This is a genomic window from Sphingobium sp. YBL2 (assembly GCF_000943805.1).
GTDB lineage: Bacteria > Pseudomonadota > Alphaproteobacteria > Sphingomonadales > Sphingomonadaceae > Sphingobium > Sphingobium fuliginis.
In genome coordinates this window covers 786995-799670 of sequence record NZ_CP010954.1, presented here as the reverse complement: position 1 = coordinate 799670, position 12676 = coordinate 786995, and the positions used below count along the sequence as shown (strand labels likewise).

Sequence of the window (12676 nt, the reverse complement as noted above, 5' to 3'; positions counted from 1 at the left end):
CCGCACGGATCGGTCAGAGGTCGGCCATTTCTTCGATGATCGACCAATGGTCTTCGAACAGCATGTCCGGGCTGAGGTCGCCGAAGCGATACCAGCGGGCATGGGCTGCATCGTCGCCGCCCTTCACCGCGAACAGCTTGCGGCGTTCGGGCAGGCGGAACAGGAAGGCGTGGGTGACGATCCGGCCGCGCAGCGACCGGGTCGGCGCGTCGAACACGCGGGTGCGCGAATCCTCGATAAAGCTGGCCAGCATCGCAGGCGGGATCTGCCCCTTGCCGTCGCTGATCGCCGTCTCCTCGCGCAATTCCCGGATGGCGGCATCGCGGATGCGCTCGGCCGGGTTCACGAAACCGCCCGGCAAGGCGAGCAGTCCTTTGCCCGGCACCTGTCCGCGCTCGACCAGCAGGATATGGCCCGATTGCACCACCACCGCGTCGGCGGTGATGAAGGGGCCTACGCCCCATTGGGCCGGATAGGCCTCCAGATACTCGGCCTCCTCCAGCAGGCCGCGGAAGATTTCACCCAATGCGAAGCCGCGCAGGAACTCGGCAACCCCGTTCGACAGGATTGTGGCGGCAATTTCGGGAATGCGCTGGAAATAGCGGCGGCGCACATCGGTCGACGAAAAGGTACCGTACTGGCTGTCGATCTGGAGATTTTCCCATTCGGGGAAGAGCTTCAAATAATAGGAGGATGCATCCTTGCCATAACCGGTCAGTGCCACGCGGAAGTCGGTAAGACCCCGGTTCTGGAAGCCATGATGATTGCCATGGTCCAGCACGATGGCGCGCACCTTGCGCTGCACTTCGGCGACCCAGGCCGTGTCGGAATAGAGGTGATCGTCGAGCGGTGCAACGATCAGCCGCCCCTCCGCCATCTCGTATCGAAAGGCGGAACGCAGCATGGCCTCGCGCTCGGCAAAGCTGAAGGGATTGCGGGGATCGCGCGCGACATTGGCCGATCCCACCAGCACAATCAGCCGGTCCACGCGCTCCAAAGCGCGGGCTATGACATGTTCATGGCCGACATGCAGCGGCTGGAAGCGCCCGATGAAGACGCCGAAATCGATCCCGTTCATATCCGAGGCTCCCTCGAAAGCTGATGCGAACCGAACTCCTCGACTCGCCTTGGCCGCTTATATGCATTTGACATATATCTAGTCAACGCATAACTACCGCCAATATGCCAGACACCCTTCAACCTTATGATCCCGCTGCCTATCCACCCGTCGCCGTGACGGTCGACCTGGTGTTGATGACCGTCCTGAAGGGGCAACTGGCGGTCCTTCTCCAACGCCGTCGGCACGAGCCGTTCGCAGGGCGACTGGCCTTGCCGGGGAGTTTTGTCGGACCGCAGGAAGATCTGGATATGGCAGCCCGGCGGGTTCTGACCGACAAGGTCGGTATGTCAGAAGGCTGGCTGGAACAGCTTTACAGTTTTGGCGATCCGGGCCGTGATCCACGCATGCGGATCGTTTCCGTCGCCTATTTCGCACTGCTTCCGGCGAATCGTCTGCAGGCAGCCGTTCGGGGCCGCGAAGACCTCCTCCTCGTGCCTGCGGCTGCGCATGAAACCCCGCTGGCCTTCGATCACGGTATCATTCTTGCCCTCGCACGGGAGCGCCTGCAAGGAAAGGTGGGCCATTCACCGGTCGCGCTCGCCCTGCTACCCGACCTCTTCACGTTGCGGGACTTGCAGACAGTGCATGAGGCAATTCTGGGCAGCACCCTCAACAAACCCGCATTTCGGCGACGCATGCTGGACAGCGGCTGGATCGAGGGAACCGGCGAGCGAGAGACTGCCGGACCTTACCGGCCAGCAGAACTATATCGTCGGACTAACCACCGTAGACCGTGAACGATCAAACGAACGTCCAGCATTTAGGACGCGTTTTAAGAGATGAGTGACCTGGAAGGTGACGTGACACTGGTCAGTTCATCATCCTGGAATGCTCCGGCAGGATAAAAAAGCGGTGCCGTTCTTCATGCGGCAAGATGAGTCAGCTACCGATGAACTTTGCCCAGTCTGTCATGAGGCTGCGGCGCTTCTCGAGGAGATTACCTCGGCGATATGCCGCCTCAGTCTTGTCCTTGACGACATGCGCCAGCGCCGCTTCGGCAATTTCGCCCTGATATTCGGTTTCCTCACTGACCCAGTCTCGGAACGCCGATCGAAACCCATGGGCGGTGTAAGGCTCTTTCATTTCCTTGATAAGCTTGGTCAGCGTCATGTCGGACATCGGCTGGTTGCCCCGCATGCCCGGAAATATCAGGGGACAGTCACTGATACGCAGTTCGACACACCGCTCGACGATGCGGATAGCGCGCGGGCAAAGTGGAACCACATGCTCCCGATGGGCTTTCATTCTTTCCTTGGGAATGGTCCAGAGCTTTTCCTCCAGATCGATCTCATCCCAGCTCGCCCCTCGCACCTCGCCAGAACGGGCAGCCGTAAAGATTGCAAATTCCAGCGCCAGACGACTGAATGATTCACGCTCCCGGAGCTTGAGGACGAACCGAGGTACCCTGGAGTAAGGCATGGCAGCGAAATGCCCGTCCTTCTTGGGCTGCTTGGGCAAGCCCTTTGTGATCGCCCGCATCGGAGCCTCGCTCTCCCGATAACCCGACGCATAGGCCCAATCGAGAACAGTGCCGATCCGCTGCCTTACGCGTCGGGCCGTCTCTGGCTTCGTCAGCCAGATTTCGGCAAGGGCGTTGCGGATCATGGGTCCTGTGATCTCGCTGACCCGTACCTCGCCAATGTGCGGAAAGGCATAGGCTTTGAGGGTCTGGAGCCACTGGGCCTCATGCTTCTCGTTCCGCCATGTCTTGCGATGAGCGGTCAAAACCTTTGCGGTAGCTTCCTTAAAGGTCGGCACCCCTTGCGCCTTGCGACGCTCGAACAGCGGATCGAGGCCCATCTCCATCCATGTCCGGATTTGTCGTGCACGTTCCCGCGCCTGCGCCAGCGATATTTTCGAAGCACTGCCCAGCCCGAAATCGCGGCGGTTGCCGTTCTTCTGCACGCGGCAGACCCAGCTTTTCGTTCCACCGGGCTGCACGAGCAGGAAGAGACCATCGCCGTCACCCAGTCGACCGGGTCGCGTTGCGGCTTTGACAGCCGTTGCCGAGAGCTTTCCCATGCTCAAAATCTCCCACAAATCTTCCCACAAATCCAATCGGTTGCCGATGGAAGGCGGTGGATCGCAGGAGACCCGAATCACCCTGAAAGCCGCAGAAATGCGGGACTTTCAGAGATCGGCCCGGTTGTGAGAGGATGGAAAGGTGGCGGAGACGGAGGGATTCGAACCCTCGGTAGCCCCTTAAGGCTACGACGGTTTAGCAAACCGCTGGTTTCAGCCACTCACCCACGTCTCCGCACGAATTTGCCCACCGGATGAGGTGAGCAGTGGCTAGATGTCGGCCTATAGCGGCGGGTTTCATGCATGGCAACGGTCCGCAGCGGAGAAAAATCACCCGAATTCCGAAAAAGCGGATTCGGACTGGCGCGGAATCGACTCGGGTCGCCGTTCGTTCATTGTCGTTTCAGCTTGTTCCCCGATAATCTGAAATATGGTTGAAGAGCGGGTTCTTTGGGGAGTAGCGGGCATGATCGGGATTTTGCGGCGGTTTTCGGGCCGCGCTGCACGGGCGGGCGCTTTGGCGGCCGCGCTGGGCGGCATCACGCTGGCGCCGGTCGCACAGGCGCAGGTGCGCACCGTCGACCCCAATAGCGCCATCGATTCCGATCTGGCCCCCGTGCCGCAGCAGGGCGGCAGCACGCCCACCGATCCCGGTGTGGACCCCAATGCGCAGCCGGGGAGCAGCGCGCCCGCCGACAGCGGCGCACCCTATAATCCGCCGCCGGTCAGTTCGGGCGCGACCGCAACTGGCGCGCCGGTGACGGCCAATTCTCCGCCGGCGGCGATCTCCCCCAGCGATTCCTACCAGGAAGACGATCTGATCGGCGCGGCCGAAGGGGTGTTCGGCAAGGGGGCGGAAGGTCTGGCCGGGATCATCGAGAAGATCCTGAAGGACCAGGGCCGCCCCAATGCCTATATCGCCGGGCGCGAAGCGTCGGGCGCGTTCGTCGTCGGCCTGCGCTATGGGTCCGGCACCCTCAATCACAAGGTAGAGGGCAAGCGGGAGGTATATTGGACCGGCCCGTCCATCGGCTTCGACGTGGGCGGCAACGCGGCGAACACCTTCGTGCTCGTCTATAATCTCTATGACACGCAGGACCTTTACCATCGCTTCCCGGCGGCGGAGGGCACCGCCTATCTGGTAGGCGGCTTCACCGCCAGCTACCTGCGTTGGGGCAGCGTGGTGCTGATCCCGATCCGGTTGGGCGTCGGCTATCGGCTGGGGGTCAATGCCGGTTACATGAAGTTCACCGAGAAGCGGAACTGGCTGCCCTTCTGACGGCCCGGGGACAAGTGCTGGTTTTACGAAGCCAGCCGTGACCTTCTCCCCTTTCTCCTCCACCACCGCCTTGGGCGGCGGTCCCATTCCCCATCTTTCGATAAGGAGGATTTGGGGGATTCGCTCCTGCCGCCCTCTAAAGGGAGAGGTTGAGCTGCTCGCCGGCCTCTTCCGGCTCCTCATGATCCAGATTGTGCACGCCCAGCCCGAGCAGCCTGGCCCCCATGCGCAGCGGCAACTGGGCCCGCAGCAGCGCCCGGCCCGTCTGCGCCAACAGGTCGGGGGAGCGCACCGGTCCGCCGAAGCTTTTCGACCGGGTGATGATCCTGAAGTCCGCGAACTTGACCTTGAGCACCACCGTCCGGCCATAGGCGCCGCTCTTTTCGATGCGGCCCCAGAGATTTTCCGCGATCCGGTCCAGTTCCGTGATCAGCGCTTCCTCCGTCACCAGATCGTCGAAGAAGGTATCTTCGACGCTTACGGATTTGCGTTCCTGCCGCTCATGCACCGGGCGGTCGTCCTGGCCCCGCGATGCGCGATAGTAGAATAGCGCCGCGCTGCCGAAATGATGCTGGAGAAAGGCAAGGTCGCGGGCGCGCAGATCGGCGCCCGTCTCAATGCCTAAGGCCTGCATCCGCTTCGCCGTGACCGGCCCCACGCCATGGATGCGCCGCACCGGCATCTTCGCGATGAAGGCCGCGCCGTCCTCCGGCCGTACGACGCAGATGCCATCGGGCTTGTTCTGGTCCGACGCCAACTTGGCGATCAGCTTGTTGTACGACACCCCAGCCGACGCGGTGAGCCCGGTTTCCTCCCGGATCAGGCGGCGGATTTCCTCCGCTATGCGCGTGGCGGAGGCGATGCCCGGCTTGTTCGACGTGACGTCGAGATAGGCTTCGTCCAGCGACAGCGGCTGGATGATGTCGGTGAAGCGCGAGAATATCTCCCGCACCTGCGCCGACACGCTGCGATAGACCTCGAAACGGGGACGGACGAACAGCAGGTCGGGGCAGAGCCGCCGCGCCCGCGCGCCCGGCATGGCGGAGCGGACGCCATATTTCCGCGCTTCATAGCTGGCCGTGGCGACCACCCCGCGCGGACCGCCGCCGCCAACGGCCAGCGCCTTGCCCCGCAACGAGGGATCGTCGCGCTGCTCGACCGACGCGTAAAAGGCATCCATGTCGATATGGATGATCTTGCGCGGCGGGGTCTCCATGGCTCGCGCTTATGCCACAGGGCAGAACGGAAGGAAAAGGGGAGGGCGCGCTTCAGCGCCGCAACAGGCGCAGATTGTCGAGCAGCCATTCCAGATGCGCGCGGCTGATCCGGCTCCACACATTATAGGTGCAGCGCTGGCCGCCGACGCGCAGATAAGCGAGGGAATGCAGGCCTTTGCCGCCCGGATTGGCGGCAGGATAGCGCTGCGCGCCTTCCTGCCCATAGCCGGCAAAGGATGGGGCGGGCAGGCGCGCCAGTTCGCGCATATAGGGCCATTGTTCGGTCAGCCTGCGCCGCTGTATCCGCGCATCGGCCCGGTCGTCCGGCAGCAGGCCGGTTCCGGCAAAGCCATAGGCGCTGCGCAGCCCGGGAAGGTCGAAGGCAACGCCCCAGCCGCCGCCGAAGCTGGCGGCGCGCGGCGTCCCCTCCGGAATGCCGGGCCGGGCGAGCGCGAGCGGCGCGCAGGACTGGCGGTTCTCCGCCTTGGCCCATTCAGTGCGGGCGCGCCGTTCCCCGATCAGCGTCGTGGTTTCGGCCGAAAAAGCCGGCATGGCGCCGGACAGCAGGGCCGCCGCCAGCGCCGCCAGCGCCAGCCTCATTTCCTGTCCTTGAGCGACAGCAGCGCGGCGAAGGGGCTGGCCTGCTCCTCGCTCAGCACGCCCGCTTCACGCAGGACTCCGTCGGCTTCCGGAGAGCGCGGATAGGGCGTCATCGCGAGCGCCACCGTTTCGGCCACCGCCTCGCCCATGTCGATGGTGAGGCCGTCGAAACCGATGGTGTCGCAATCCTCGGCGTCCAGCTCCAGTTCGTCGCCTTCGGGCGTCTCTTCCCCCTCCCTGACGAAGCGGAGCAGGAAATCGGTGTCCAGCTTTTCGGGCACCGCGACCCCTGTCGCGACACAGGGCTGGGCTAGGTCCGCGCGCACCCGCCCCCTGGCATAGATCGCGCCATTGTCCTCGTTCAGCGCGTAATCCGCCTCCAGCCTATCGAGCGCGAGCAGGTTGAAGCGCTTCGCCAGTGCCTCCCGCTCCGCGGCGTCGGCGGTGATGGTCACCGGCTGGGCATGACGGGCAAGCTGGTCGATTCGGACGGGCCGGGAGAATTCGGGGGCAGCGCTCATCCAAGGTCTCCCGCCATCAGCGCGTCGCGGCTGAGGCAGCCCAGCCTCACCCAGCGCGCGCGCAGATGCGATTCGACATGCGCCAGCGCGTCTGCCGACGGCGCATCGCCGCGATAGAGGTTGCGCGCAATCGCTTCGCTCAGGTCCGCCTCGCCCGACAGCGCCGCGCGATAGGCCGCCAGCCGCCCGCCCAGCGCGCTCACCATGCGGCCGATATGCTTGCCGACGACGACGTCGCCAATCCCCTCCTGCCGCAACTGGCCGTCCATGTCGTCCACGAACAGTTCGGTCAGCCAGACGCTCTCCTGCGCGGCGCCCAGCGCCTCCAGCCGCATCAGGGCCTGGGCGAGGATGGCGACGATCATGTCGAAGCGGCCGTCCATCGTGTCGGGAACCTGCCCCTCGACATACCAATGGGGCTGGCGTCCCTCCGCGACGATGGCGTTGTAGAGGGTGCGCATCGCGTCCCTGGGATCGCTCGGCGCGAACAGACGCTGGAAGATGCTGGGCATGAGTTTGACTGTTTCCTGGCTGGACCGATCGGCGGCCCCTTGCCGAGGCTCGCGCATTTCCATATTGATCGCCCGGCCGCCCGATGCAATGGCGGCTTTGTTTTTCGGCAAGGTCCGGGGCAAGCCCCCGCAGGAGAAGTTCATGCGCCAGTTCAGCCGCCAATCCCGCAGCGGGCGGATTTTGCTTGGCGCAGGCCTTTGCGCGCTGCTGCTGGGCGCGTCGGGCTGTTCGCGCATCCGCACCCATCAGGGCTATCAGGTCGACAAGCTGCTGGTGGATTCGGTCCAGCCCGGCATCGACAACCGCGCATCGGTGGAAGGGACGTTGGGCCGGCCGAGCTTCGTCGCGCAGTTCGGCGACCAGGACTGGTATTATGTGTCGCGCGACATGCGCTCGCTCGCCTTTTCCAATCCCAAGCCGGTGTCGCAGACCGTGCTGCATGTGCGTTTCGACGCGGCGGGCAATGTCGTGGCGGTGGATCGCATGGGGCTGGAGCAGGTCGCGAAAATCTCGCCTTCCGGCGACAAGACGCCGACATTGGGCCGCCATCGCAGCCTGTTCGACGAGATTTTCGGCAATATCGGCGCGGTGGGCGCCGGCGGCATGGGCGGTGCAGGCGGCGGCAGCAACACCGGCGGCGGTCCGAACGGAAGCTAGAGCATCGTGCGCAAAAGTGGGAACCGGTTTTGCGCTTAAAAGGATGCGACAACAAAAGCTTGGAGCGCGCGGCCTGCGTATGATTTAACGCAGCGCGCTCTGGAAACGACCAGGTCCGGCCGGGCTTGGCTGAGCCCGAACGGTCCTCTTGGGTCGGCAACTGGCCGTCGCAAGCGGCATTCTCCAACCCTACACCTTCCTGAGCAGACCATCGGCCAAGCGCATCGGTCGGTAGCCCAATGCCCGCAACCGATCGATGTCAAGGGCGGGAAACCCCCAATCCTGCTCTCTTCCTCCAGCCTCATGAACCACCGGCGCACCGGTTTGCCTGGACAGCAGTTGCGCCAGTTCCGCCATGGTCGTCCGGACCCCGCTGCCGACATTGAAAGGCCCTGCCTCCTCATTTCCGAGCAGCAGCAACATGGCCCGCACCACATCGTCGACATGGACAAGGTCGGCTCCGAACCCGCCGCCGCCATGCAAGCGGATCGGCCCACCGCTGGCGGCTGCCCCGGCCATCGCGGCCAGCGCGCCGCTTCGCTGGCCCGGCCCATAGACCGATGCTAGCCGCAGCGTCTGGAGCAGCACATCCTCCCCCCGGCAGCGTTCCGCCGCATAGATTTCCTGCCCGACCTTCGAACCGAGATAATAGCCCCTGCTGCCGGGAAAGAGGGGCGCATGTTCGTCCGGAGGCTGGGGAGCCGGCGCATAGGCATTGGCGCTGCTCGCCTGCATGATCCGCCGCACACCTGCCCGGATCGCCCCGTCGGCCAGTTTCAGCGTGCCGAGCGCGTTGATCCGCCAGCAACGCTCCGCTTCCGCCGGGTCGCCATGATCGGACGGGATATGTGCGGCAAGATGGACCAGCGCCGTGCAGCCGGAGAAATCCACCCCCTCGACCGCCATCAGGTCGAGAAACGCCCATTCGTCCGCCGGATGGGCTTCCGGCGGCGGTCGGCGGCCGAGATGACGGACGCGCCAGCCGGCGCGGCGCGCGGCGGGCAGGAAAGCACGGCCGACAAAGCCCGATCCGCCGGTCAGCGCCAGCAGGGGGGCACGGTCGCTCATCGCACCCTGTCGATGCGCTCCTGCGGCACGAACATCTCGTCCCAATAGCGCAATATGACCCCCGACCGAACCGGCGGCTGCACGATGGGGGTGGCGTGGAGCAGTTTCCGCACGCACATCTCCACCTCGTTGAAGCCCGCCATGGCGCGCAGCGGCGTGGTGCCGGAAAATCGGGCGTTGATCTCGAACACGCGGGGCGTGCCGTCGGCGTCGGTGCGGAACTGGAAATTGGCGGGGCCATGGGGTTGCAGCGCCCGCCCCAGCGTCCGCACCTGCGCGTTCAGTTCCGGATAATCGGCAATATAGGCGCGATAGGTGTTTCCGTCGCGCAGGTCGCGGCGCATCACGATGGATGCCTGCACCTCGCCGTCGAAGACGAGCGTGCTGGCGGTATATTCGCAATCGGCGCTGCCCACGCATTGCTGCACGACGAGTCCGCCGCGTCCCTCCAGCGCCGACGCCAGTGCGGTGCGGTCATGCACAACCGACACGCCGACCGAGCGCGCACCGATCCGGGGCTTAACCACCAGCGGAAAGCCCGCCTTGTCGATCAGCGCCTCCACCGCTTCCTCATCCTCCGCCGCGGCGGACGCGGGGTGGGGCAGGCCGACGCTTTCGAAGAAGCGCGCCGTTTCCAGCTTGTCGTCCGCTATGGCGACGACGCGGGGATCGCTGACCAGCACATGCGTGCCGAACAGCGCCTCCAGCCGGCGCCGCTCCGCCGCGAACCAGGACAGTTCCACATCGGTGCCCACCAGCACCACGTCCGGCCGCTCCCGGTCCAGCAACTGGTGGATGCGGTCGCCAAAGGCCGGATCGTCGGCAAAGGGCAGGCGATGGGCGGCGTCGGCCCAGTAGAGGCCAGCGGAAAGCGGATTGGGATCGGCCGCGATCACATGGCAGCCCAGCGCCGATTGCCGCAGCGACTTGATGATGCCCTGTCCCAGCACCGCGCCGGCTCCGGTGACGAGGACCTTCATGCGAAGAACCGGCAGAGCCGCTCCTGCGTGGCGGGGGACAGGGTGGTGGCGCGGATGGCGTGCACCTGGTCCTCCGGATCGAAATCGATGTCGCGGCTTTCGACGGTCACAAAATCTCCCCTGACTTCGATCATCGCCCATTTGGGCGTCCGGTCCCCATCGTCGCGCGGCTGGCCGAGCGAGGCGAGGGTGAAGATGGTGGCGGCGGCGCAATCATAGCGGCGATGCCGGTGAACATGGCCGAACAGGCCATAAAGGAACCCTCGCGCCGCGAGCGCGGCGGCGGCTTCCTCCGCCTCCTGCGTCGAGCGGATATAGCGCCAGTCCCCATAGTCGAAGGGATTGGCATGGGCGGCGAACAGCGGCCCCAGCGACCAGCTTTCCCTCCAGTCGAAGGCCGCCATGCCGCCCGGCGGGATATGGGCGGCGGTCCAGTCGACGCTTTCGCGCAGCCAGTCGGGCAGGGCAGCGCGATAGCTCTCTGCGGCGGGCGATCCCCTGTACAGCATGTCGTGATTGCCGCTGATCAGGATCGCGCCGTCCCGCGCCGCCGCGCCCTGCACCAGTTCCAGCGTCTCCAGCGGCTGCACGCCATAGGTCAGCAGGTCGCCCAGGATCAGCATCCGGTCGAACCCCTCCCGCCGCGCGGCGGTAAGGGCCAGTTGCAGCGGGTCGCTGGCCGCATGGATGTCGGTCAGCGCGGCTATTCGCATGGCGACACCGGCCGGGCCACAGGGGGCGGGGCGAAGCGGAGACGGCGGGCTTCGATCAGTTCCCGGTACAGGTCGAGATGCGCTGCCGCGCAGTTTTCGATGGAGAAGCGCCGGGCGACCCGCAGCGCGCCCTGCGACAGCGCGGCGTAGCGGGCGTCGTCGCCCAGCACATCCGCCATGGCCAGCGCCAGCGCGGCGGGATCGGAGGGCGGGACGAGCTGACCGTTGACGCCGGGCGAGACCATTTCCCGGTTGCCCGCCACCGCGGTCGCGACGATGGGCAGGCCGCTCATCGCGGCCTCTATCATCGCGATGGGAAAGCCTTCCCACAGCGAGCAGTTCACGAACAGGTCCGCCTGCCGCATCAGCGCGTCGACGTCGCTTCGGGCGCCGAGCAGTTCCACCGGTTCTCCAGCCGCCTGCACCGCAAGCCGGCCGAACTCCGGCCCCGCCCCGGCGATGCGGATGCGGGCGGAACGGCCCCGCGCCGCCAGCGCATCCACCAGCGGCCGGGCGGCGCGGAGCAGGGTGGGATAATCCTTCTGCGCCGACACCGTGCCCACGGCGAGGATCGTCGGATCGCGACCGGCGGCGGCGCGCGGCTGCCCGGTCCGGAAGCGGGCGCCGGCGGCGTTCAGGATCATGCGGATCGGCTTGCGGGCATGGCCGCGCAGCAGCGTCTCGCACTGGTCGCTGATCGCGACATAGCCGTCGACGATGCAGTTGAAGAGGGCGAAGGCCGACGGAGGAAAGGAGAGGCGGCTGTTATGATGGGTCAGCACCACCGGCACGCCGGGCATGGCCAGGGCGAGGGGGAGGAGCGCGCGGGCGCTATGGGCGTGGATCACATCGGGCCGGATCGTCCGCAAGGCGCGGCGCAGCGCCAGCGCCCCGCCGGGCAGATTGTTGCGATTGGCGAGTCCCAGGGAAAGGGCGGTGGCGCCGCCAGCCCGCACCCGCGCCATCATCGCCGCCTCGGTATCCGGCGCATTGCCGACCTGCGCGGCGTGGCTCAGCGAAAGGACCGCTGGCTGATGCCCGGCCCCCGCAAAGGCCTCCGCCAGATTGCAGACCAGCATCTCTGCCCCGCCGGACGTAAAGCTGGTGATGATCGAACAGATGCGCATATCAGCGCGCCAGATCGACGCCGGTGGCCGCCAGCAGCGCCAGGGCGCGGGGCGACAGGTCGGCGCGGCAGCGTTCCAGCACCAGATCCGCCTGGTCGGGCCTCAGCCACTCGCCGAAGGCGCCCGCCTTGCCGCTGCGCATGCGCAGGCTCTGGTCGTCCTTGCGATCATAATCATGGCCCGGAATGCCGCTTTCCCGCTCCTTGTCGCGCATCCGGTCGAATTGCGCGGCGGCCACGGCGCGGGCGAGCATGGCGGGCTGCGGCTCGACACCCAGAAAGGCGAGGATGGCGGCGGCGGTCGGCATCGGTTCGGCCAGCATATGCTCATAGCTGATCAGGTGATGCGGTCGCCCCGCCAGCCCCGCCGCCCAGCCGTTCAGATAGCCGGTGAGCGCCGCCATCCCATATTTGGGCTCATCCAGGAAAGCCGTCATGTCGCCGGAAAAGCTATGCTTGTGCCGGGTCGCGTGGAAATAGGCGGACACGATCACGTCGCGCGGATCGCGGACCAGGAACAGGACCGGCCGGTCGAGGAACAGCCGCTCGCGATAGGGCAGGTGGCTGACCAGGATCAGCGGCAGCTCGGCCTCGCCCGCCCGCCCGATGAAGGCGTCGATGCCGCGCACCGGATCGCGGTCGAAATTGGGCAGGATGCGGAAGGTGCTGGTAAGATCGGGCTCGAAGCCCAGCTTCGCGCTTTCCGCGAAATAGCAGGAGAGCAGGTAGCGCAGCCATGTCCGCCCGCTCTTGGGGTAGGACACGAGAAAGGCGTCGGCCCGCGCCGCCGCCAGCCGTAATGGCGGTTCGTCCCGTAGCCGCCGACGCATCGCCCGCGCAAAGCCCTTCAGCGACATCAT

At 65.8% G+C, this 12676-nt stretch carries 14 protein-coding genes and 1 tRNA gene; 3 read left to right on the top strand and 12 right to left on the bottom strand.

Annotation, left to right across the window (positions count from 1 at the left end; translation table 11 throughout):
- Nucleotides 1-13: 13 nt before the first annotated feature.
- On the bottom strand, nucleotides 14-1078 hold the full coding sequence (locus tag TZ53_RS03850; RefSeq protein WP_044660478.1) for a bifunctional nicotinamide-nucleotide adenylyltransferase/Nudix hydroxylase: 1065 nt from the start codon (nucleotides 1076-1078) through the stop codon (nucleotides 14-16).
- 104 nt (nucleotides 1079-1182) lie between these two features.
- Here TZ53_RS03850 and TZ53_RS03845 point away from each other — a divergent pair, with 104 nt between their 5' ends.
- Entirely contained in the window at nucleotides 1183-1857 is a 675-nt protein-coding gene (locus TZ53_RS03845) for an NUDIX hydrolase (protein WP_044660477.1), read from the top strand.
- A 142-nt stretch (nucleotides 1858-1999) separates the two neighbouring features.
- Here TZ53_RS03845 and TZ53_RS03840 read toward each other — a convergent pair whose 3' ends face one another.
- Nucleotides 2000-3142, bottom strand: coding sequence for a tyrosine-type recombinase/integrase (locus TZ53_RS03840; protein WP_044662836.1), 1143 nt, complete (start codon nucleotides 3140-3142; stop codon nucleotides 2000-2002).
- A 143-nt stretch (nucleotides 3143-3285) separates the two neighbouring features.
- Nucleotides 3286-3377, bottom strand: a tRNA-Ser gene (locus TZ53_RS03835).
- A gap of 231 nt (nucleotides 3378-3608) precedes the next feature.
- Between TZ53_RS03835 and TZ53_RS03830 the strand changes: the two genes are divergently transcribed.
- Nucleotides 3609-4421, top strand: a complete 813-nt coding sequence (locus TZ53_RS03830) for a DUF1134 domain-containing protein (RefSeq protein WP_044660476.1) — start codon at nucleotides 3609-3611, stop codon at nucleotides 4419-4421.
- Between the two features lie 136 nt (nucleotides 4422-4557).
- On the opposite strand, the gene dinB is transcribed toward TZ53_RS03830, so the two are convergent.
- From dinB to TZ53_RS03810, 4 genes are read right to left on the bottom strand one after another with little or no spacing between them, the layout of a single operon-like run.
- Entirely contained in the window at nucleotides 4558-5637 is a 1080-nt protein-coding gene (dinB, locus tag TZ53_RS03825; protein WP_044660475.1) for a DNA polymerase IV, read from the bottom strand.
- 52 nt (nucleotides 5638-5689) lie between these two features.
- Nucleotides 5690-6238: a hypothetical protein gene (locus TZ53_RS03820; protein WP_044660474.1), complete on the bottom strand. Its 549-nt coding sequence runs from the start codon at nucleotides 6236-6238 to the stop codon at nucleotides 5690-5692.
- On the bottom strand, nucleotides 6235-6759 hold the full coding sequence (locus tag TZ53_RS03815; protein WP_044660473.1) for a YceD family protein: 525 nt from the start codon (nucleotides 6757-6759) through the stop codon (nucleotides 6235-6237). The genes TZ53_RS03820 and TZ53_RS03815 overlap by 4 nt, the downstream gene beginning before the upstream one ends.
- Nucleotides 6756-7271 carry a ubiquinol-cytochrome C chaperone family protein gene (locus TZ53_RS03810; RefSeq protein WP_044662835.1) on the bottom strand — a complete coding sequence of 172 codons (516 nt, stop codon included), beginning with the start codon at nucleotides 7269-7271 and terminating at the stop codon, nucleotides 6756-6758. The genes TZ53_RS03815 and TZ53_RS03810 overlap by 4 nt, the downstream gene beginning before the upstream one ends.
- Nucleotides 7272-7359: 88 nt before the next feature.
- Between TZ53_RS03810 and TZ53_RS03805 the strand changes: the two genes are divergently transcribed.
- Nucleotides 7360-7929, top strand: a complete 570-nt coding sequence (locus TZ53_RS03805; RefSeq protein ID WP_037481813.1) for an outer membrane protein assembly factor BamE — start codon at nucleotides 7360-7362, stop codon at nucleotides 7927-7929.
- Nucleotides 7930-8118: 189 nt separating this feature from the next.
- On the opposite strand, the gene TZ53_RS03800 is transcribed toward TZ53_RS03805, so the two are convergent.
- The 5 genes from TZ53_RS03800 to TZ53_RS03780 are packed head-to-tail and all read right to left on the bottom strand — an operon-like array spanning nucleotide 8119 to nucleotide 12676.
- A complete protein-coding gene (locus tag TZ53_RS03800; protein ID WP_044660472.1) occupies nucleotides 8119-8997 on the bottom strand; it encodes an NAD-dependent epimerase/dehydratase family protein in 879 nt (292 codons plus the stop codon).
- A complete protein-coding gene (locus tag TZ53_RS03795; protein ID WP_044660471.1) occupies nucleotides 8994-9977 on the bottom strand; it encodes an ATP-grasp domain-containing protein in 984 nt (327 codons plus the stop codon). Before TZ53_RS03795 ends, TZ53_RS03800 begins: the two co-directional genes overlap by 4 nt.
- Entirely contained in the window at nucleotides 9974-10690 is a 717-nt protein-coding gene (locus tag TZ53_RS03790) for a metallophosphoesterase family protein (RefSeq protein WP_025550772.1), read from the bottom strand. Before TZ53_RS03790 ends, TZ53_RS03795 begins: the two co-directional genes overlap by 4 nt.
- Nucleotides 10681-11817: a glycosyltransferase family 4 protein gene (locus TZ53_RS03785; protein ID WP_044660470.1), complete on the bottom strand. Its 1137-nt coding sequence runs from the start codon at nucleotides 11815-11817 to the stop codon at nucleotides 10681-10683. Before TZ53_RS03785 ends, TZ53_RS03790 begins: the two co-directional genes overlap by 10 nt.
- Nucleotide 11818: 1 nt before the next feature.
- Complete coding sequence (locus tag TZ53_RS03780; RefSeq protein ID WP_238320114.1) at nucleotides 11819-12676, bottom strand: sulfotransferase domain-containing protein; 858 nt, start codon at nucleotides 12674-12676, stop codon at nucleotides 11819-11821.

Excerpts from the sequence above, each read along its gene's own strand:
- TZ53_RS03810 (WP_044662835.1), bottom strand. The coding sequence starts at position 7,271 with ATGCCCAGCATCTTCCAGCGTCTGTTCGCGCCGAGCGATCCCAGGGAC.
- TZ53_RS03830 (WP_044660476.1), top strand. The coding sequence starts at position 3,609 with ATGATCGGGATTTTGCGGCGGTTTTCGGGCCGCGCTGCACGGGCGGGC.
- TZ53_RS03785 (WP_044660470.1), bottom strand. The coding sequence starts at position 11,817 with ATGCGCATCTGTTCGATCATCACCAGCTTTACGTCCGGCGGGGCAGAG.
- TZ53_RS03805 (WP_037481813.1), top strand. The coding sequence starts at position 7,360 with ATGGCGGCTTTGTTTTTCGGCAAGGTCCGGGGCAAGCCCCCGCAGGAG.
- TZ53_RS03795 (WP_044660471.1), bottom strand. The coding sequence starts at position 9,977 with ATGAAGGTCCTCGTCACCGGAGCCGGCGCGGTGCTGGGACAGGGCATC.
- TZ53_RS03820 (WP_044660474.1), bottom strand. The coding sequence starts at position 6,238 with ATGAGGCTGGCGCTGGCGGCGCTGGCGGCGGCCCTGCTGTCCGGCGCC.
- TZ53_RS03815 (WP_044660473.1), bottom strand. The coding sequence starts at position 6,759 with ATGAGCGCTGCCCCCGAATTCTCCCGGCCCGTCCGAATCGACCAGCTT.
- TZ53_RS03790 (WP_025550772.1), bottom strand. The coding sequence starts at position 10,690 with ATGCGAATAGCCGCGCTGACCGACATCCATGCGGCCAGCGACCCGCTG.
- TZ53_RS03840 (WP_044662836.1), bottom strand. The coding sequence starts at position 3,142 with ATGGGAAAGCTCTCGGCAACGGCTGTCAAAGCCGCAACGCGACCCGGT.
- TZ53_RS03780 (WP_238320114.1), bottom strand. The coding sequence starts at position 12,676 with ATGATGTCGCTGAAGGGCTTTGCGCGGGCGATGCGTCGGCGGCTACGG.
- TZ53_RS03800 (WP_044660472.1), bottom strand. The coding sequence starts at position 8,997 with ATGAGCGACCGTGCCCCCCTGCTGGCGCTGACCGGCGGATCGGGCTTT.
- TZ53_RS03845 (WP_044660477.1), top strand. The coding sequence starts at position 1,183 with ATGCCAGACACCCTTCAACCTTATGATCCCGCTGCCTATCCACCCGTC.
- dinB (WP_044660475.1), bottom strand. The coding sequence starts at position 5,637 with ATGGAGACCCCGCCGCGCAAGATCATCCATATCGACATGGATGCCTTT.
- TZ53_RS03850 (WP_044660478.1), bottom strand. The coding sequence starts at position 1,078 with ATGAACGGGATCGATTTCGGCGTCTTCATCGGGCGCTTCCAGCCGCTG.